The organism is Synechococcus sp. MEDNS5, from assembly GCF_014279875.1.
GTDB lineage: Bacteria > Cyanobacteriota > Cyanobacteriia > PCC-6307 > Cyanobiaceae > Synechococcus_C.
This window is the reverse complement of the sequence record NZ_CP047952.1, coordinates 2,169,367-2,188,662: the sequence shown is the minus strand read 5'-3', so window position 1 is coordinate 2,188,662 and position 19,296 is coordinate 2,169,367. Positions and strand designations below refer to the sequence as shown.

Here is a 19,296-nt window from a genome sequence, read left to right as displayed (position 1 = left end):
CGTTCCCCCTGATCCCTCACCATCCTGCCGTCTCTGAGATGAATGATTCAGCATCCACCCCGCAATGGGCTGATTCGAGTCAGGGTGTTGGGCTGTGGATTGAGCGGCTGATCAACATTGGCTGGCTGCGACGACCCTTGTTCTTTCAGGCTCGTCAGCTGATCATCCGCACGGCTGAACGCAACGGCATCCCCTGGAGGGAGCGCCGCAAGACGCTGCGTGATCAAGCGAGCTCGCTTCTGTCGGGGGTGAGCTCGTCTGGCTTGGTTCCGCCCGACTACTACTGCGTTCGATTCCATGCCTATGAGCAGGGCAACCTCTGCTGGCAGGCCGCAACGGAGGCTGAGCAAGCCACTGATGCCATGGCTCTGCGCATCTGGCCCGAGGAGACCCTGACCCCCCTGATCGCCCAGACCCGTCTGCGGGATTCGATTCATCAGGTGGTGGAGCCATTGCTGACCACTCCAGTGCAGCAGGCCTTGGATCTGGGGTGTTCTGTGGGAGTGAGTACCCAGCACCTCAGCCGCTGGCTGTATCTGCGTGCCGAGAGTCGACAGGAGTCATCGGTGTGCACTCGCGGTCTGGATCTTTCCCCCGAGATGCTCGCTGTAGCCAGCGTGCGAGATCAAGAGGGGGTGGTGGATGGTTGGGTGCATGCCGCTGCTGAGAACACAGGCCTGGAGTCGTCTTCGATCGACCTGATCAGTCTTCAGTTTGTGTGCCATGAGCTGCCTCAGAACGCCATTCATGCCGTGCTCGCTGAGGCGTTCAGGTTGCTTCGACCTGGGGGTGCCCTTGTGATGGTGGATCAAGACCCCGCGTCGTCGGTTCTGCAGCGTTTGCCTGCTGCGATCGCCACGTTGTTGAAGAGTACGGAGCCTTACATCGAGCAGTACTTCAGCCTTGATATGGCCGCAGCCTTGCAATCCGCAGGCTTCAGAGATCTACGGATCAAGGCCTGTGATCCACGGCATCGCGTGATCGCCTGCTTACGCTGAGTCAACGCTCAAGGGTCGCGCGCGCGGTCCGTTTTTTCGTGACCAGCACCCTGCCTTCTAAACCCTCTGCCTCTGATCTCGCCGTTAGCTCGCGTCCGGCGGCAGCCGGACGTTTTGGGCGTTACGGCGGTCAGTACGTACCTGAAACACTGATGCCGGCACTGGCCGAGCTGGAAGTGGCGGCTGCTGAGGCCTGGAAGGATCCCGCGTTCACCGCGGAACTCAATCGGCTCCTAAAGAACTACGTCGGTCGGGCCACACCGCTGTACGAGGCGGAACGGCTCACAGAGCACTACCGCCGTGCCGACGGTGGCCCCCGCATCTGGCTGAAGCGGGAAGATCTCAATCACACCGGCGCCCATAAGATCAACAACGCGCTGGGTCAGGCCCTTCTGGCTCTGCGCATGGGCAAGAAGCGGGTGATCGCTGAAACCGGTGCTGGCCAGCACGGTGTGGCCACTGCCACGGTTTGTGCCCGCTTCGGTTTGGAGTGCGTGGTGTACATGGGCGCCGAAGACATGCGCCGTCAGTCCTTGAATGTGTTCCGCATGCGTCTGTTGGGCGCCACCGTGCACCCTGTCACCGCAGGAACGGCCACCCTCAAGGACGCCACCAGTGAGGCGATCCGTGACTGGGTCACCAATGTGGAGACCACGCATTACATCCTCGGGTCCGTGGCGGGTCCCCACCCCTACCCAATGCTGGTGCGTGACTTTCACGCGGTCATCGGCCAGGAAACCCGGCAGCAGTGCCGGGAGGCATTCGGACGGTTGCCTGATGTGCTGATGGCCTGCGTCGGCGGGGGATCGAATGCGATGGGACTGTTCCACCCCTTTGTTGAATGCACCGATGTGCGTCTGATTGGCGTGGAAGCCGCTGGTGACGGCGTCGCGACAGGACGCCATGCCGCCACCATCACTGAAGGACGGGTAGGCGTGCTGCACGGGGCGATGAGTCTCCTCTTGCAAGACCAGGACGGTCAGGTGCAGGAAGCCCATTCCATCAGTGCTGGTCTGGACTACCCAGGTGTCGGCCCTGAACACAGCTACCTGCGTGAAATCGGGCGAGCTGAATACGGTGCCGTCACTGACGCCGAGGCGCTGGAAGCCTTGCAGCTCGTGAGTCGTCTGGAAGGGATCATTCCCGCACTGGAAACGGCTCATGCCTTCGCCTGGCTGGAGACGCTTTGTCCCACGCTCTCTCCCGGAACTGAGTTGGTGATCAACTGCTCAGGCCGCGGCGACAAAGACGTCAATACCGTGGCGGAACGCCTCGGAGACGCCCTCTGATTCAGCCATGCCTTTTCTGAGCTTGGTCTCTGAAGGGGATTGCTTATGAAGCGCATCGTTAACCGCCTGCGCCTTCTTCTGCCGCGGCTCCCAGACCAACGTCAAAAACGTTGGAACGTTCTGTTGCTCATTGTGGTGGCGACCTCAATGATTTTGCTTGGTCGATTCCTGGGTTATGAATCGACCGACATTGTTCAATCAAGAGAGCTTCTGCGCCTCACAAGTACGCCGCATATTGTGAATGAAGCTTCGGGTGTGGCCTCTCGAGGTAAGCCGCTTCAGGGTCTTGAGGTGAAGCGGGATGCGGAGCTTCTGGAAAAAGCTCCTTACAAGGTATATGCGGGTATATATGTGACAAATAATTTTGACGTTGATCTTGAGATTCCCGCTTTTTCAAGCAAGGGCTATCTTTGGATGCAGTGGGATCAAGCTTTTCAAGACTACCTGTCTGGGCTAGAGCTGAGTATTGAGGAGGTCATTAGTTTCGAGAACGATATCAATCCCGAAACCACTGCGATTACACCTCTTCGCGAGTCGCGTGAGCTTGGGAAAGGGTTGTTTTCCCAGGGATTTGTTTATACAGGTCAGTTTTATATTGATGCTTTGGATTTGCGCCAGTTTCCGTTTAATTCGGTTAGTCTTCCCGTCGTTCTTGAGGCAGAAGATCCTTTTGGCGACTTGGTCTTCGAAAATTTTCGACTGATTCCTGATCTTCGCGATAGCGGTTTAGGGCTGTATTCGTCTCTCCCTGGGTGGCTCTCTAGAGGGTGGTCCATAGGTGAGTATCGTCATCATTTTTCCTCGGGCCTCGGTTTCAGTGCTGAAGATAATGAATTTAGTCAGCTTATTTTTGACTCCTCTTATCAGCGATCGAGTTGGTCGGCCTTCTGGACCTTGATTCAGCCGTTGATCGTTGTTATGGCATCGGTCGTTTTGATTACGCGTGTATTGACTGAATTCCGAATTGAAATTCCCGTCGCTGTGCTTTTGACGTTGATATTTTTACAGGAGGGCTATAAATCGAATCTGCCGGATCTTTCTTATCTTACGTTTATGGATTCTGTGTATGTGGTTGCGTATCTAACGTCGTTTATGAGTTTTGGCTTGGTGCTCTATCTCGAGGCCATCAAGCGTCGATCCTCTAGTGTGCAAGACCCTGATCTTCGTAGATTGTTGTTGCGTAGGGAGTTGTTTTTAGAACAGATCTGGCCTTCGCTCTCGCTTTCGATTTTGGTCGGAGTTTCGCTGATAACTTGGTTGTTGACTTAAGGAGTATCCGGATGGGCCCTAGCTTAGGGTTCCCAAGGGCCACTGCCAAGAAACACTAAATCCACATTCCGAGTGCCCTGGCCGTTTTGGATGGGTGATGTGCGTTTAAGTTCCTTGACCAGTGATGCTCTATTGAGCTGAGGGCCTAGATTTTTCAGTGCGTTGATGAGCCATTCAGTCGCAAGGAAACCCTCAAGGCTGACGAAATCAAAATCAGGCTGGTCGCTTTGTTTTTGTAACACTTTTTGGTACCGCTTCACATCGGGTTGGCGACGATCCCAAGGGAAAGGAACAACTTGTGTGACGCCGATTCCATAGGAAGCGCTCTGAGGAAGATCGTCGAACAGTGCTTTCGTCCCGATGAAAGAAATAGTCATCAACTGTGGATGGCTCCCCATGCGATGGAGTCTGGAGACGACGGCACTCATGGTTTGACTGGTGGAAATCACCACGAGCGCGTCTGGATCGCTCTGATAAAGACTGATTGCAGCTGCTCTGATGCGGGTAGAGTTCCTAGGCAGTGGCACACTGCTTGCTGGCTCGAGACCATGGCGTTGTAAGGCTGTTCTGAGACTTGTCAGGACATCTTTCCCGTAGGCGTCGTTCTGGTAGGCAATGGCGATGCGCACATATCCATCATTGATGAGATGGTTGATGATGCGATTCGCTTCTTGGGCGTAACTCGAGCGGTAGTGCACAAGATTGACCTGTTGTGGCTGTCGTAGCGCGCTGGCCCCTGTCATCGGCGCGATGATGGGAAGCCTGGCCTTGATCGCTTGGTTGAGAATGGCTTTGGTTGTGGGAGTACCCACATACCCGAAGAGACCCAGAACTTCTGGTTGCTTTGTGAACAGTGCCGTGTTGTCGATGGTCAAGTTGGGTTCATACTTGTCATCCAAGCGCCAGATTTTCACAGGACGTCCGTTGATTCCGCCAGCCTGATTAATCTCGCGAAGCGCGGCATCAATTCCCCTGCTGTAGCTCCTGCCCAGGTGCGCAGCAGGTCCTGTTAAAGGGAGTGACTGAGCGAAAACGTAAGGCTTTGGATTCTCGTTCTGCAGCAATTCAATATTTGATGTTGCGACCGCAATGTTTTTGTTTGGATTCACGTCTCCTTCCGGAGCGATCAAGGCTGATCGTTTGGCATGGAAGGTTGTCCCAGCCCAAAGACCCAAGGCCAGCATCGTGATTCCTGCAGACCACATCAGGACCTGACGGAAGTGGCATGGCTGCCTCGGGTGTGTCACTCAGCTCAGAAGATTGTTGAGGTGTTTCGCGACACATTGAACGGCTGCTCGTGCCGTGGCGTAAGCCATGCGCATCGGGCCCACCAGAGCAACTTGCCCGACAGAGCCTTCGCCGCTGCGGTAGCTCGATTGGATCACGGAACAGTCGCTCAAGGCGGTGTGAGGATGCTCCCCGCCGATCCAGACCCAGTGATCACGACAGGGCTCGCTGGGGATGAAGGCAGCTGGGTTGCAATCCATCAGATCCAGGAGGGGGCGCACTTTGGCGCTGTCGCTGAATTCAGGCTGTGCCACCAGTCTTGAAACGCCGTGAACGTGAGCGCTCTGCTCGTTTGGGCTGATGAAGGGATCCTTGTGTTCGATGGCTTCCCTCAGCGCCTGACCGCAGGTTTGCAGCTGCTGGGGTAAGGACTCCCAGCCGAGCTGTCCGGATTGACGCAGTTGGTCATCGGTCCAGCGTTCGAGGGCTGCCACCTGATGGGCACAGCCATAGGGCAAACGCAGATTGAGGTGATGGGTTTGGCTGGAATCAGCCACCAGCATTACCAAAAGCCTTTCGTCTGTACGGACCAGGCGGATCGCGTGAAGTCGCTGTTCTGTCGGTTGCGGCAGGGTGATCAGGCTCATCAGCCCCGTGAAATCGGTCAGACGCCGTGCCAGCTGCTGCAGCAGATCATCGAGTGCTGCCCAGCGCAAGCTCAGTTGGGTGAGCTCCTGCTCGAGATGGTGAACGGCGGCTCCAGGCTTCGGCAGCAAACAGTCCACGTAGTGGCGGTATCCCCTCGGACTGGGAATCCGACCGGCGGATGGATGGGGCTGAACCAGCAGCCCTTTTTGCTCAAGAGCTCCCATCGCCGAACGAACCGTGGCTGAGCTTGCCTGGAGCCCAAAACGCTGAACAAGGGTTTTGCTTCCCACCGGCTCGATCGTGTCCACGTAGTGATGGACCGTGGCCTGCAGCACTTCCTGTTGGCGTCGGGGCAGGAGCTCCACAGCAGTCAATGAGATGGTTTGATCGTACGGATGATTCCTTGGATTTGGAGCGCGACCGCGTTCAGTAGCGGGGTACGGAGGAATCCACAGCAAGGCTCCAGGCATCAATACCACCCTCCAGATTCCAGACCTCCTGCGATGGATTGCGTTCCAGCAGCCAACATCCGAAGTTCCAGCTGCGCACCCCTGCATGGCAAAGCACAACCACGACCCGAGAAGCCGGCAGCCGCTGGTCGATCGCATCCATCCACTGCTCCGCTTCGCTTAACGGCAAATGCTCCACTGGGTAAGGAAATGCAGCGATCGTCAGTTCTCTGTGCTCACGAACGTCGACCAGGGTCAACTCAGGTTCCCTCTCCAGCCAGGCCGCCAGCTCGACGGCTTTCAGGGGTTGAGGCGTGCGTTGGTTCATCGCATCAGTCTGGCTCTGGGCTGGCCATGCATCCTTGATGCATGAAGATGACTCTGATGTCCTTCACCGCTTGTCCATGAAGGGGCGTTCGTTCCTGCTCGCTCTTGTCACATCGGCCATGGTGCTCCTCACCCTTGCCCTTGGCGTGTGGTGGGCGATGGCCAGACAGAGTCCGCTACGGATCGTTGATCGCCCGCTGGAACTCAGTCGGGCGGCACGGTTCATGCCCCGCGATGCTGAACTCACCTTGAATTGGTTGGTGGATCCGTCTCGAATCCCGGCCTATGCCCGAGCTGTCGCTCCGGTGCGTCAGAGGCAGGCCGTGAATGAAAGCACCCGCCAGCTCCGTGATGGCGCGTTCGCCTTGGCAGGGCTGAATTTCAACGACGAGCTGGTGGACTGGATCGGCCCGCAGGTCAGTTTTGCTGTGCTGAATGACAGCAGCTCCAAAGCTGGCGATCAGGGCGGTTTGGGGTGGGTTCTGGCCCTCTCCAGTCAGGACGACGACGGAGCCAGACGTTTTCTGCAGCGTTTTTGGCAAACTCGCAGCCTGGCAGGGACTGACTTGCAGATCACCCGGTATCGGGGCATGGGCGTGATCAGTGGTCGGGGTGCCCTGTTGGGTCGTGATCCCCAGCCGATTGCCACGGCACTGATCGACGATGACCTGCTGCTCTTGGCGTCAGGTCGAGGGGTGTTGGAGCAGGCCCTGGATGTGTCGCAGCTCGAAAGTTTGCACCTTCAAGGTGACGAAGACCTTGCCAACGATTTGAAATCACTCGGTTCGGGTGTGGCGTTTCTTACGGCAAGTCCGGCCGCAATGAAGCGCTGGCTGGGTGTTCCGGCTGCGATCGCAGACCGTGGTGATCTCTCCGGTTTGGTGGCTGGCCTGGTCACCCATGGGACGGATCTTGACCTAAGTGCTTTGGTTCGCTTTCGCGATGAGGTGATTCCTGAGGCGGATGGACGTCCAGATGCTGAGGCACTTCTTGCCGGTGCAGGGGGGGATGCCCAGGCGCTAGCTCTGCTGTCAGCGCCCCAGGCATTGATCAATCCCGACAGCCGCAATCCCTTGGCGCAGTGGATTGCTCCAGTTCTGCAACGGACGTTGGACTCCGCCTCTGCGGAAGGAGCAGCGGCCGTTGTTGCTCTCGACTCCGGCCCACTGCTTCTCCAAAAGGGTGAGGCGGGTTGGCTTCTCGGGACCCGCGCGGATTCACCACCATCGGAGGCCGTGAGCAGCAAGCTTGAGCAGGATGGCCTCGTGGGATCCACGCTGGATGCCGATGGGCAATCGCTTGAGGTCTGGACCAGGCTGGTGCGTCAACGTCGCCATGGTGAGGAGTCGCTGACGGCGGATCTGGCCGTTGCTTTAGAACACGATTCTCGCTTGAACTGGTGGGGACAGACCCTTGAGGCACTGCGTCAGCGTCGAACTGGGGGCGATTCGACCGGTCTCAAGCAGCAACTTCAGGAGCTGCGCAGTCAGGCCAAGGCGCCGATCACGCAACAGCTCGCTCTTGCTGCCGATCCGAGTCGGGATGGGCTCGCCCAGTGGCGTCCATGGATTCTTCTCCAGGGCCTGGGAGGACGTTCACTGAGCCCTGCGGTGCAGAGTCTCACTCTGGTCGCAGCGCCAGATCAGACGTCGAGTCAGAGTGGGGAGGCGAGCAGCCTGCGCCTGCATGCCCGACTCCGTCTCGGTTGATCTTTTCTTGTTCCGTCATGGCATCGCTGCTGAACGGGAGCATGGGCAGGACCATCCAGATCGCCCCCTGACGGTGCTCGGAGAGCAGCGCACGCTTGCTGTGGCTTACCGCCTTAAGGCTCTTGGTTATCAAGCCGACCAGATGCTCTGCAGTCCTTACAGGCGGGCCGTGGAGACTGCCGACTTGGCCGTTCAGGTAGGTCTGGCTTCGGTGAAGAGGATCGAGACCACCCTGGCGCCTGGGGGTGATCCAAGGCCTTTAGTGAGATCCCTTCACGGTCGATGTCTCCTGGTCGGCCATGAACCCGATCTGAGCGGAATAGCCGCTGCACTCATCGGGGCTGCACCCGGGGGGCTGCGCTTGCGGAAAGCAGGCTTCTGCCATCTCTCCTGGGATGCCCTTCACATCGATCCCTTCGGACATGCAGAGCTCCAGGCTTTGCTTAAACCGCGACTCCTGCTCCCAAGCTCCGTTTAAGTTGCTTTTGAGTTGTGGGGAGACGGTGAGTCGGAGCGAGAGTGCTGAAATCCGTCATGAGCGCACCGGTCTGGTGTTCCGTCCTGGCTTGGAAGGGGTTCCTGCAACGCAGTCGTCAATCTGCGACATCGACGGGCAAAAGGGGCTGCTTTCCTATCGCGGTTATCCCGTTGATGTTCTCGCGTCTCACTGCAGTTTCTTGGAAACCACCTACTTGCTGATCTGGGGTGAATTGCCCAACCCGCAGCAGTTGAGGGATTTCGAGCAGGAAGTGCAGATGCACCGAAGGGTGAGCTTCCGCGTGCGCGACATGATGAAGTGTTTTCCATCGGATGGTCATCCGATGGATGCTCTGCAGTCCAGTGCGGCCTCGCTTGGCTTGTTTTATTCCCGGCGCGCCATCGATGACCCCCAATACATCTATGACGCCGTGGTGCGGTTGATCGCCAAGATCCCCACGATGGTCGCGGCCTTTCAGCTGATCCGCAAAGGACAGGATCCGATCCAACCTCGGGATGACCTGGCCTATTCGGCCAACTTCCTCTACATGCTCATGGAGCGTGAGCCTGACCCTCTGGCGTCGAGGATCTTTGACCGTTGCCTGATCCTGCATGCGGAACACAGCCTGAACGCCAGCACGTTCAGTGCGAGGGTGACGGCCAGCACGCTGACCGATCCCTATGCCGTGGTCGCTTCAGCTGTGGGAACCCTGGCTGGCCCTCTGCATGGAGGGGCCAATGAAGATGTGCTGGCCATGCTGGATGAGATCGGTACAGCAGACCGTGCAGCTGATTACCTTGACGCGGCCATGGCTAGCAAACGCAAAGTCATGGGTTTCGGCCATCGGGAGTATCGGGTTAAGGACCCCCGTGCCGTGATTCTTCAGGCGCTGGCCGAAGAGCTGTTTGCCCGCTTCGGCCACGACGAGATGTACGACGTGGCTCGTGCCCTCGAAGCGGCTGCCGAACGTCGCCTGGGTCCGAAAGGGATTTTCCCCAATGTGGACTTCTACTCCGGCTTGGTTTACCGCAAGCTCGGAATTCCAAGGGATCTGTTCACGCCTGTGTTTGCCATCGCCCGGGTGGCGGGATGGCTTGCCCACTGGCGGGAACAGCTCGGCGCCAACCGCATTTTCCGGCCCTCTCAGATCTATACGGGCTGTTCGATGCGTCAGTGGAGCCCGCTTGAAGACCGGCTTCCCTCCGCAAGCACCTAAGTTGCACTCATCAATCCTCAGTTCATGGTGACTTTCTTTGCCACCAATGCACCGGCTCTTGTCAGTCCCGGTCTGGATCTCGAACAGAGCTTCAGTCAGACCCTGGAGGGCTTTGGTCTCTCCGATCAAGCGGCCCGATTGATTTGGTTGCCGTTACCCATGCTGCTGGTGCTTGTGGCAGCAGTGGTTGGTGTGCTGGTCACGGTCTGGTTGGAACGCAAGATCTCTGCCGCTGTTCAGCAGCGCATCGGGCCCGAGTACGCCGGAGCCCTTGGCGTTCTTCAGCCCCTTGCTGATGGCCTCAAGCTTCTAGTGAAAGAAGACATCATCCCGGCCAGGGCTGATGGGCTTCTCTTCACGCTTGGCCCCGTGCTCGTTGTGGTGCCGGTGATCCTGTCCTGGTTGATCGTTCCCTTTGGACAGAACCTGCTGATCAGCAATGTGGGCGTTGGCATCTTTCTGTGGATCTCCCTCAGCAGCGTTCAGCCCATCGGACTGCTGATGAGTGGTTATGCATCCAATAACAAGTACTCCCTTCTGGGTGGACTCAGGGCTGCAGCCCAGTCGATCAGCTACGAAATCCCGCTCGCCCTTGCGGTGCTTGCGGTGGTGATGATGAGCAATTCTCTCAGCACTGTTGACATTGTCAGCCAGCAGACAGGAGCTGGAATTCTGAGCTGGAACATCTGGCGCCAACCGGTGGGTTTTCTGATCTTCTGGATCTGTGCCCTGGCTGAGTGTGAACGACTGCCCTTCGACCTCCCTGAAGCTGAGGAGGAACTGGTCGCTGGTTATCAGACCGAATACGCCGGCATGAAATTCGCCCTGTTTTATCTGGGCAGCTACATCAACCTTGTGTTGTCGGCTCTCCTGGTCTCGGTGCTGTATCTCGGTGGCTGGGGATTTCCGGTGCCTGTGGAATGGCTCGCCGGTTGGTTGGGGCAGTCTGTTGATGCTCCGCTCGTTCAGGTGATCACAGGCGCGACAGGCATCGTGATGACCGTGCTGAAGGCCTACCTGCTGGTGTTCATCGCCATCCTGTTGCGCTGGACCACGCCCCGGGTGCGCATTGACCAGCTTTTGGATCTCGGCTGGAAATTTCTGCTTCCCCTGGCTTTGGTGAACCTGCTGGTCACCGCGGCTCTCAAGCTGGCATTCCCCGTTGCTTTCGGTGGGTGAACACGCCACTTTCATTCAGTCGTCGTCATCATGACGCTCTGGTTTCCTCTCGATAGTCCGCTCCTTACCTGATCTCAGCCAATGTTCGGTTTTCTCAAACAGGTTGGTGACTACACCCGCGACGCCGTTGACGCAGCGCGCAACCTCACCCAAGGCCTGGCTGTCACCTTCGATCACATGAAGCGCCGTCCAGTGACGGTGCAGTACCCCTACGAGAAGCTGATTCCTTCAGAGCGCTACCGCGGACGGATTCACTACGAATTCGACAAGTGCATCGCCTGCGAGGTTTGTGTTCGGGTGTGTCCCATCAACCTGCCAGTGGTGGACTGGGTGATGAACAAGGAGACCAAGAAAAAAGAGTTGCGGAACTATTCCATTGATTTTGGAGTCTGCATTTTTTGCGGCAATTGCGTGGAGTACTGCCCCACCAACTGTCTGTCGATGACCGAGGAGTACGAGCTGGCTGCATTCGATCGCCACAGCCTCAACTTCGACAACGTGGCTTTGGGACGCTTACCCACCAGTGTGACCACTGATCCCGCCGTACAACCCCTCAGGGAACTGGCGTATCTTCCGGCCGGTGAAGTCCATCCCCATGGGGTCGACCCAGCCCGTCCACGGGCAGGTCAGCGGCCCGACCAGGTTCTGGCTTCACTGAAACAGAGCGCTGGTGACGCAGCGGGCGATGAGGGAGAATCAGCCTCATCATCCACCAACAGCAAGGGGAGCGCTGAATGACGATCGCAGCGTCAACGCAGCTGATCAGCTTTCTTGTTCTCAGCGCGGTCATCGTTCTGGGAGCCCTCGGTGTGGTGCTCCTCAGCAACATTGTGTATTCGGCTTTCTTGCTGGGTGGCGTCTTCCTTGCTGTCGCTGGCCTCTACTTGCTTCTCAATGCCAGCTTCGTGGCTGCCGCTCAGGTGCTGGTCTACGTCGGAGCTGTCAATGTTCTGATCCTGTTTGCGATCATGCTGGTCAACAAGCGCGAGGATCTTGCTCCGATCCCTGGGATTGCGGTCCGGCGTCTTCTCTCAGGTGGGGTCTGTGCAGGCCTGTTTGTTCTTCTCACCCGTGTGGTTCTCACCACGCCCTGGGCTGAGGGGCCAGAACCGATCGGCGAAGGGGCAACGATCCGCATTGGTGAGCATCTCTTCACCGATTACCTGCTTCCCTTCGAGCTGGCGTCCGTGCTGCTTCTGATGGCCATGATCGGGGCCATCGTGCTGGCCCGGCGTGATGTTCAGGCAGTGGATCCTGGAACTGGTGAAGCTGTTGATCAAGGTTTGATTGAAAAGGCGCGCACGCCTTTGCTGGTGGATCAGCCACCCGCCTGATGTCCTCTTCCCTTCTTCCCAATGGCTTCTGAGCTGCTTTCCGGTTCCGTTCCCCTCGAGGCGTATCTCCTTGTCGCAGCAGTTCTGTTCTGCACAGGGGTTTGGGGGCTGATCAATAGTCGTAATGCTGTTCGCGTGCTCATGAGTATCGAGTTGATGCTCAATGCGGTGAACATCAACCTCATGGCGTTCTCTTCCTACGTGGATGGACAGTTGATTCGAGGACAGGTGTTTTCGGTGTTCGTGATCACTGTGGCTGCGGCCGAGGCTGCAGTCGGTTTGGCCATTCTTTTGTCGCTGTATCGCAATCGCGTCACAGTGGATATGGAACGTTTCAACCTTCTGCGCTGGTAGGGCAGCGCCCCCAACATGCAGCTGCAACGGGTTTGGCTGATCTATAGAGCTGATAGTCCGCTCGCTCTGAAAGAAGCAAAAGCGTGTGCATCCCAGCTGGAGTCGCTGGGTGTCTCCGTGGCGATCGCCATGAGTGGACTCATGGCCGATCCCTTCCCAGGTCTCCTCGCCTCTGAGCCTGAGCTCCCCGATTTGGCCGTTGTGCTCGGCGGCGATGGCACTGTTCTTGGCGCCGCGAGACACCTGGCTGTGCTGGATGTTCCCATCCTCTGCTTCAACGTTGGTGGCCATCTGGGATTTCTGACCCATGAGCCCGGTCTTCTGCATAGCGAGACGCTCTGGACCCGGGTTCTCGAGGATCATTTCGCCATGGAGCGACGGATGATGCTTCAGGCCGTGGTCCATCGGGCTGATGCCCTGACATGCCCGGTCTCTGGAATGCTTCCGGACGATTCGTCCGTGGAGGAAAGGCACTGGGCTCTCAATGACATCTATCTGCGCCCCTATCGCGAGGATCTTGCTCCAACGTGCACATTGGAACTGGAGATCGATGGAGAGGTGGTGGATCAGGTGAGAGGTGATGGATTGATCCTGGCCACACCCACCGGGTCCACCGGTTATGCCATGGCTGCTGGTGGTCCCATTCTTCACCCTGGGATTGATGCCATCATCATCAGTGCTATTTGTCCGATGAGCCTGTCCAGCCGGCCCATTGTGCTGCCGCCGCGTTCGCGTTTGGTGATCTGGCCGCTCGGGGATCCCCACCGCCAGGTGAAACTCTGGAAAGACGGTGCCGCTGGGGAAGTGCTGGCACCTGGTGAATGCTGTGTGATTCAGCGGGCTCCCCATTACGCCTTGATGGTCCAGCTGGAGCAGAATCCTTCCTATTACCGCACCTTGTCTCGCAAACTGCATTGGGCGGGCAGTTTGATCGACAGCATGCCGTCGCCGAACTGAAACCACTGATGCCCCTAGAGATCGAACGACGTTTTCTGGTGACCGGTTCTGCCTGGTGTGCGTTGGCTGGAGCCCCTGAGTACTTGAAGCAGGGCTATCTGACGGCTTCCAAGGATGGCGTCACCGTGCGGATGCGCTTGCGTGCTGATGGCGAGGCTTGGTTAACGCTCAAAGCACCTGCTTCAGGGATTGCTCGCCATGAGTTCGAATATCCCCTTCCAACCACCGATGCCGAGGCGCTCTGGGATCTGGCACCCCATCGTCTGATCAAGACCCGTTACCCCCTCTCACTCACCGGTGGTGAGTGGGTTGTGGATTGCTTTGAGGGTGACAATGCGCCTCTTGTTCTCGCTGAGGTGGAGTTGGAAAGCGATGATGCTCCTCTTGAGCTGCCTTCGTGGTGTGGCCAGGAAGTGACAGGTGATAGTCGCTGGAGCAATGCGGCCCTGGCTATTGCTCCGATTGCGGCATGGCCTGAGGAGGCCAGAGCTCGCTACGGCTTGGGCAGCTTTGAATGAGTCCAAACACCCTTGAAGACCCCTTCAGCTTTCCTTTAGATTTCTCTCAGGAAACGTGAAGGTGCCTCCGTGCACGGCCTCTATGACCATGAGGGGATACTGCGATTCATCGGTCTCGATCGCGAGGCATGCATCGCCTATGCCGACCTCTTTGACCTCTCTCTGACGCACTGTTCGATGCTCGATTTGCCCGTGCCTTTGCCGCTGGCAGTCAGGGCGCGTCGTCTGATGCTTCCGGAAGCGAGCAGCAGTTAAATCCATCGCGGCAGATCTTGCCATGATCCATCGCCCAGTTGAGCAGGGCCACCCGGTTCTTGGATCCGGTTTTGGTGAACACATTGCTCACGTGATTATCAACGGTGCGTTTGCTGATGGTCAGTCGCTCAGCAATTTCTTGATTCGTCAGACCTACCGCCACGAGTTCGATGATTTCTAGCTCCCTTGCGGAGAGGGAAACATTCATTGCGTTTGCTCCCTCGCCACTGGTCATAGTGACCGTTGTGATCAACCTAGCTTCCATCCTAGGCATCGCAGAAGAGGGTGATCTTGCATAGTGGCCCTCAGAAGCGTTCCTTCGTTTGAGTTCCGCGCTGCAGCGCAGCCTTGAGGCTGGTTCTATCACGATCACTGCTGAGGTCATGCCGCCGAGAGGAGGGGATCCTGCTCACACCATCGCCATGGCTGAGTGCTTGCGCGGTCGCGTTCACGCCATCAACGTCACTGATGGCAGCCGGGCGGTGATGCGCATGTGCAGCCTTGCGGTGTGTCGTTTGCTGCTCGATGTGGGCTTGGAGCCCGTTCTGCAGATGGCTGGACGCGATCGCAACCGCATCGCACTTCAAGGTGACTTGCTGGGGGCCCATGCACTGGGGATCCGCAATGTGCTCTGCCTCACGGGAGATCCGGTGCGTGCGGGCGATCAATCGTCAGTGCGGTCGGTCCACGAGCTGGAATCGGTTCGGCTTCTGCAGCAGGTGAGTGCTTTCAATCGTGGTGAGGATCCCGTCAAGGAAAGGCTTGCTGACGGTCCGACCAATCTGTTCGCCGGAACGGCAGCTGATCCCCATTGCGCGAGCTGGTCCGGTCTGTCGCGTCGCCTCGCGCGCAAGCGTGAGGCAGGTGCCCGATTCGTGCAGACGCAGATGGTGATGGATCCTCGTGCTCTTGAGAGGTTCTGCAGGCACCTTGCTGATCCCCTTGAGCTGCCAGTCCTTGCAGGGGTGTTTTTGCTCAAGTCAGCCCGTAATGCCCGATTTATCAATCGCATGGTGCCTGGTGCGTGCATTCCCGACCATTTGATTGAACGTTTGGAGAAGGCAAAGGATCCGATGGTTGAAGGCATCGCCATCGCTGCTGAGCAGGTGCGCCAGTTCACAGGAATCGCCCAGGGGGTTCATCTGATGGCCGTGAAAGCGGAACAGCGCATTCCTGAGGTGCTGGACCGTGCCGGGGTCAGCTTGCCGGTGCTGTGAGATCGGTGCCGAGCAGTTCGGCCATGGCCTTTTGCTGGGGGGAGGGCTCCACGAGGTCTTGGCGACGGGCATCCGTGATCAGCCAGTCGAGCGCAGCTTCCTGAAGGTCGAAATGATCACCGTTGCGGCCGACGCAGTAACGACCGAACACGAGTTTCTCCACCAGCTGCACGCCGGCACCAATTCTCGAGTAGTCAAAAATGATGGAATTGTCGATCGTGGCACCTTCGCAGATATGGCAGCTGGGACCAATCATGGACGGACCGATCAAGGTGGCTCCGTCTTCGATCCGGGTCATTCCGCCCACATAAACCGGGCCCTGCACATTGATCCGATCCCAGTTGGCTGCGACGTTGAGACCAGCAAAGACTCCCGGACGCACCTGTTTGCCGGGGATGCCCACCTGACGCACTTCGCCCTGAAGCACGCTGCGGATGGCCTGCCAGTAATCGGGGACCTTCCCAATATCGACCCATTCGAAGTCCATGGGCAAGGCATAGAAGGGGGCCCCAATTTCAACCAGCTTGGGGAAGAGATCAGAACCGATATCAAACGATTGACCTGATGGAATGTGATCGAAGATCTCGGGCTCGAACAGGTAAATCCCGGTGTTGATCGTGTCGCTGAGGGCCTCCTCAATCTTCGGTTTTTCCTGGAAAGCTTTGATCTGACCTTCGTCATCACTGACCACGACGCCATAGCTGCTCACCTGGTCTTTCGGGACTCTTTTGGTGATCAAGCTGGCCATCGCTCCTTTCTCACGGTGGCGGCGCACGGCCTCAGTGAGATCAAGATCGATGAGGGCATCGCCGCAGAGCACCACAAAGGTGTCGTCGAAAAATCTCTGAAAATCCTGGATTTTTTTCAGACCGCCTGCTGAGCCGAGGGCATCACCGATTAACTCTCCATCTTCGATTCTTCCTTCGAAGCTATAAGCAATTTCAACGCCGAAGCGCTGCCCATCCCGGAAATAGTTCTCGATTTCTTCAGCGAGGTGAGACACATTCACCATCACTTCTTTGAAGCCATGCTCTTTAAGAAGTTCGAGCAGGAATTCCATCACCGGCTTCTGCAGGATCGGAATCATGGGTTTGGGGATCACGTGGGTGATCGGCTGAACCCTTGTTCCTCTGCCTGCGGCCAGGATCATCGCCTTCATCGGCGTTACACGGCTTTTGAATCGAAAGGCCACCTTAAGTGGGGGCTTAGGCGGCTATCGCTGCTTTGGCCGGCACGACATCTGGCACGTCGATGCTGGTCAAGGGCAGTTGTGCCATGGTTCCAGGTGCCAGAAGCCGTCTGAGCTGAATAGGACCATGCAGAACCCCGAATTGCTCTAACTCGACTTGGCCCTGTGACGATAGGAACAGCAGGGCCCAGAACACACCAACACGATCTTTGTCGAGATCCGGTGCCGCGGCGTCGCCCCATCGCTCCACGAGGGTTTCGAAGTTGACCCACTGCAGAGCCTGTTCCCAGTTGTTCAGGAACAGGCCTAGTGCGGCGGTGGTTTCCGGAAGCTTCTCGCGATGGGCCAGAGCTGCCACCTGAGCAATCGCTTCGCGATTGGAGAATCGTTTCTGTCGTTGTCGTCGACGCATCTCCAGCTCATCCGACTCGAGCTGCTCAGCAATCGACTCCAGCTGTTCAATCAGCTCTCCCAGGGTGACCGGACGGCGTAGGGGTGGAGGCGCTACGGGGCGGCGCAGGAGATGTTTTTCAGGCCGTCTGGGGAGGTCGAAGCTCGGATCCAGCCAGCCCTGATCTCCAAAATCAGCATCGAAAGCCTCTTCAATCACTGGTTCAGGTGGGAAGGTCTGGGCTTCCAGTACTTCAGCCTTGAGGCTCACCAGCACAGAAGCGGCCAGAAAGGCTTCGCTGCTGTCGGCCAGATCACGTTCATAGCTGCCTCCCCTACTGGCGATCTCCGCCTCCATGCGTCTGGGAACCTCGATCCTCTGCTTGAGCTGGTCGAGGAATCCATCAACCACCGCGATCACATCCACATCCCAGGGGTCCAAATCGCCGCGTTGCGCAGCATCCTGGAGCAGACGAATGGCAAGCCTGGCGCCGGAATCAGCATTTGGATTCAGCGCGGCATCTGCCACCAGCAATCACCAACTTCTTGAAAAGTACCGATCCTGGAAGGGATGGGCCAGTCCTAAGGAAGTTTGGGGGCCTGCAGCAAAGCGGGAGCGAGGGAGGGATTTCTGATCAGCGGCGCGGTGGGTCGGCTGATGGCTTCCATTGCTGCAACATCACGATCCACGAGTGCCTCGATCGCCGTGCGGTAACTGTCGGTCATCAAGCGTGGGTAAAGACCGATGCCGATAATCGGCACAAGCAAGCAGCCGATGATGTAAACCTCACGAGGCTCTGCATCCACCAGATTGGTGTTGGAGGCCAGCTGCACGTTTTCCTTGCCGAAGAAGATCTCCCGCAACATCGACAACAGGTAGATCGGCGTCAGGATCACACCAATTGCCGCCAGACCGTCGATCACGATCCGGAACGTGAGGGTGTAAGCCTCATCGGTGGCGAATCCGGTGAAGATCATCAGTTCGCTCACAAATCCACTCATCCCGGGAAGAGCCAGAGACGCAAGGGAGCAAACGGTCCAAAGCGCAAACATGATGCGCATCTTCTGCCCAACACCGCCCATCTCATCGAGCTGCAGGGTGTGGGTGCGGTCATAGGTGGCGCCCACAAGAAAGAACAGGCTGGCGCCGATCAGTCCGTGGCTGATCATTTGAAGCATGGCCCCGCTGGTACCAAGTGCGCTGAAGCTGCCGATGCCGATCAACACAAATCCCATGTGACTGATTGAGCTGTAAGCAATCTTGCGTTTGAGATTTCGCTGGGCGAAAGATGTGAGCGCTGCGTAAATGATGTTGACCACCCCGAGGACCACCAGCAGCGGTGCGAACTGTGCATGGGCTTCCGGAAGCATTTCGGCGTTGAAACGCATCAAGGCGTAGCCCCCCATTTTCAGCAGGATCCCTGCCAGCAACATGTGAACCGGAGCTGTGGCTTCACCATGGGCGTCTGGAAGCCAGGTGTGCAGAGGCACAATCGGTAGCTTGACGCCGAAAGCGATTAACAGTCCCGCGTAACAGAGAAGCTGAAAACTTGTGCTGAATCCCTTCTGGGCCAGCACGGAATATTCAAAGCTGGGAGTCCCTCCACCCATGAAGCCCATCGCGAGAGCCGCCAAAAGGATGAACAGAGAACTTCCTGCGGTGTAAAGGATGAATTTGGTCGCCGCGTATTGGCGCTTCTTTCCACCCCAGATCGCCAGCAGCAGATACACCGGCAGCAGCTCGAGTTCCCACGCCAGAAAGAACAGCAGCATGTCTTGAACTGCGAAGACAGCGATCTGCCCTCCGTCCATGGCCAGTATCAGAAAAAAGAACAGCTTTGGCTTGAAAGTCACCGGCCATGCGGCCAGCACAGCCAGGGTTGTGATGAAGCTGGTGAGAAGAATGAGGGGCATGGACAGGCCATCGGCCCCAACGGCCCAGGTCAGACCGAGATTCGGAAGCCAGCTCACCCGCTCCGAAAGCTGAAGGCCACTGAAGCTGGGGTCGTAGCCGTTGAGGTAGGCAGCGACCGTGATCAGAAACGTCGTCAGGGCGATTCCGAGGGCGAACCAACGCACCTGACGCCCATCACCCTGATCAGGGATGAAGGGAACGATCAGCGAGCCAACGATCGGGAAAAGAATTGAGAGGCTCAGCCAGGGGAACTGGGCGGGGATGATGCCCGCAGCGATATCAGCTGCCGGGTCAAACGGGGCACTGACGGCAAAGTCCAGCAAGAATCAGCACATTCACCACTGTTCGGAGTGTAGAAATGCTCAGTGATCTGGCATC

General features: G+C 57.6%; 20 protein-coding genes. 13 read left to right on the top strand and 7 right to left on the bottom strand.

The window, feature by feature from the left end:
* Positions 1–38 precede the first annotated feature (38 nt).
* The 3 genes from SynMEDNS5_RS11800 to SynMEDNS5_RS11790 are packed head-to-tail and all read left to right on the top strand — an operon-like array spanning position 39 to position 3,556.
* Positions 39–998: a class I SAM-dependent methyltransferase gene (locus tag SynMEDNS5_RS11800; protein ID WP_186583538.1), complete on the top strand. Its 960-nt coding sequence runs from the start codon at positions 39–41 to the stop codon at positions 996–998.
* A gap of 38 nt (positions 999–1,036) precedes the next feature.
* Positions 1,037–2,287, top strand: coding sequence for a tryptophan synthase subunit beta (gene trpB, locus SynMEDNS5_RS11795; protein ID WP_186583537.1), 1,251 nt, complete (start codon positions 1,037–1,039; stop codon positions 2,285–2,287).
* Positions 2,288–2,332: 45 nt separating this feature from the next.
* Positions 2,333–3,556, top strand: a complete 1,224-nt coding sequence (locus SynMEDNS5_RS11790) for a hypothetical protein (protein ID WP_186583536.1) — start codon at positions 2,333–2,335, stop codon at positions 3,554–3,556.
* A 23-nt stretch (positions 3,557–3,579) separates the two neighbouring features.
* On the opposite strand, the gene SynMEDNS5_RS11785 is transcribed toward SynMEDNS5_RS11790, so the two are convergent.
* The 3 genes from SynMEDNS5_RS11785 to SynMEDNS5_RS11775 form a co-directional block, all read right to left on the bottom strand.
* Positions 3,580–4,761 carry an ABC transporter substrate-binding protein gene (locus SynMEDNS5_RS11785; protein WP_186583535.1) on the bottom strand — a complete coding sequence of 394 codons (1,182 nt, stop codon included), beginning with the start codon at positions 4,759–4,761 and terminating at the stop codon, positions 3,580–3,582.
* A 42-nt stretch (positions 4,762–4,803) separates the two neighbouring features.
* Positions 4,804–5,796: a heat-inducible transcriptional repressor HrcA gene (hrcA, locus tag SynMEDNS5_RS11780; protein WP_186583534.1), complete on the bottom strand. Its 993-nt coding sequence runs from the start codon at positions 5,794–5,796 to the stop codon at positions 4,804–4,806.
* 61 nt (positions 5,797–5,857) lie between these two features.
* On the bottom strand, positions 5,858–6,208 hold the full coding sequence (locus tag SynMEDNS5_RS11775; protein WP_186583533.1) for a rhodanese-like domain-containing protein: 351 nt from the start codon (positions 6,206–6,208) through the stop codon (positions 5,858–5,860).
* A gap of 76 nt (positions 6,209–6,284) precedes the next feature.
* Between SynMEDNS5_RS11775 and SynMEDNS5_RS11770 the strand changes: the two genes are divergently transcribed.
* The 9 genes from SynMEDNS5_RS11770 to SynMEDNS5_RS11730 all read left to right on the top strand — a co-directional run bounded on the left by SynMEDNS5_RS11770 (position 6,285) and on the right by SynMEDNS5_RS11730 (position 13,952).
* Positions 6,285–7,916 (top strand): DUF3352 domain-containing protein, encoded by a 1,632-nt coding sequence (locus SynMEDNS5_RS11770; protein ID WP_255440162.1) that lies wholly within the window; start codon positions 6,285–6,287, stop codon positions 7,914–7,916.
* Complete coding sequence (locus SynMEDNS5_RS11765; RefSeq protein ID WP_186583532.1) at positions 7,894–8,394, top strand: histidine phosphatase family protein; 501 nt, start codon at positions 7,894–7,896, stop codon at positions 8,392–8,394. The genes SynMEDNS5_RS11770 and SynMEDNS5_RS11765 overlap by 23 nt, the downstream gene beginning before the upstream one ends.
* 25 nt (positions 8,395–8,419) lie before the next feature.
* Positions 8,420–9,610: a citrate synthase gene (locus SynMEDNS5_RS11760; protein WP_186583531.1), complete on the top strand. Its 1,191-nt coding sequence runs from the start codon at positions 8,420–8,422 to the stop codon at positions 9,608–9,610.
* Positions 9,611–9,634: 24 nt separating this feature from the next.
* Complete coding sequence (gene nuoH, locus SynMEDNS5_RS11755; RefSeq protein WP_011934178.1) at positions 9,635–10,789, top strand: NADH-quinone oxidoreductase subunit NuoH; 1,155 nt, start codon at positions 9,635–9,637, stop codon at positions 10,787–10,789.
* Positions 10,790–10,870: 81 nt separating this feature from the next.
* Positions 10,871–11,527: an NAD(P)H-quinone oxidoreductase subunit I gene (gene ndhI / locus SynMEDNS5_RS11750; RefSeq protein ID WP_186583530.1), complete on the top strand. Its 657-nt coding sequence runs from the start codon at positions 10,871–10,873 to the stop codon at positions 11,525–11,527.
* Positions 11,524–12,123, top strand: a complete 600-nt coding sequence (locus SynMEDNS5_RS11745; protein WP_006042998.1) for an NADH-quinone oxidoreductase subunit J — start codon at positions 11,524–11,526, stop codon at positions 12,121–12,123. The genes ndhI and SynMEDNS5_RS11745 overlap by 4 nt, the downstream gene beginning before the upstream one ends.
* Before the next feature lie 21 nt (positions 12,124–12,144).
* Positions 12,145–12,477: an NADH-quinone oxidoreductase subunit NuoK gene (nuoK, locus tag SynMEDNS5_RS11740; RefSeq protein ID WP_011934175.1), complete on the top strand. Its 333-nt coding sequence runs from the start codon at positions 12,145–12,147 to the stop codon at positions 12,475–12,477.
* A gap of 15 nt (positions 12,478–12,492) precedes the next feature.
* A complete protein-coding gene (locus tag SynMEDNS5_RS11735; protein WP_186583529.1) occupies positions 12,493–13,434 on the top strand; it encodes an NAD(+) kinase in 942 nt (313 codons plus the stop codon).
* An 8-nt stretch (positions 13,435–13,442) separates the two neighbouring features.
* Complete coding sequence (locus SynMEDNS5_RS11730; RefSeq protein ID WP_186583528.1) at positions 13,443–13,952, top strand: CYTH domain-containing protein; 510 nt, start codon at positions 13,443–13,445, stop codon at positions 13,950–13,952.
* Positions 13,953–14,163: 211 nt separating this feature from the next.
* On the opposite strand, the gene SynMEDNS5_RS11725 is transcribed toward SynMEDNS5_RS11730, so the two are convergent.
* Positions 14,164–14,442, bottom strand: a complete 279-nt coding sequence (locus tag SynMEDNS5_RS11725) for a helix-turn-helix transcriptional regulator (RefSeq protein ID WP_186585996.1) — start codon at positions 14,440–14,442, stop codon at positions 14,164–14,166.
* An 88-nt stretch (positions 14,443–14,530) separates the two neighbouring features.
* Here SynMEDNS5_RS11725 and SynMEDNS5_RS11720 point away from each other — a divergent pair, with 88 nt between their 5' ends.
* Entirely contained in the window at positions 14,531–15,424 is an 894-nt protein-coding gene (locus tag SynMEDNS5_RS11720; RefSeq protein ID WP_186583527.1) for a methylenetetrahydrofolate reductase, read from the top strand.
* Here SynMEDNS5_RS11720 and SynMEDNS5_RS11715 read toward each other — a convergent pair.
* The 3 genes from SynMEDNS5_RS11715 to SynMEDNS5_RS11705 are packed head-to-tail and all read right to left on the bottom strand — an operon-like array spanning position 15,405 to position 19,241.
* Positions 15,405–16,583: an NDP-sugar synthase gene (locus SynMEDNS5_RS11715; protein WP_186583526.1), complete on the bottom strand. Its 1,179-nt coding sequence runs from the start codon at positions 16,581–16,583 to the stop codon at positions 15,405–15,407. The genes SynMEDNS5_RS11720 and SynMEDNS5_RS11715 overlap by 20 nt on opposite strands.
* Before the next feature lie 46 nt (positions 16,584–16,629).
* The gene (locus SynMEDNS5_RS11710) at positions 16,630–17,532 is read right to left on the bottom strand and encodes a segregation/condensation protein A (protein WP_186583525.1); all 903 of its coding nucleotides are present in this window, start codon (positions 17,530–17,532) and stop codon (positions 16,630–16,632) included.
* Positions 17,533–17,585: 53 nt separating this feature from the next.
* Positions 17,586–19,241 carry an NAD(P)H-quinone oxidoreductase subunit 4 gene (locus tag SynMEDNS5_RS11705; protein WP_186583524.1) on the bottom strand — a complete coding sequence of 552 codons (1,656 nt, stop codon included), beginning with the start codon at positions 19,239–19,241 and terminating at the stop codon, positions 17,586–17,588.
* Positions 19,242–19,296 lie beyond the last annotated feature (55 nt).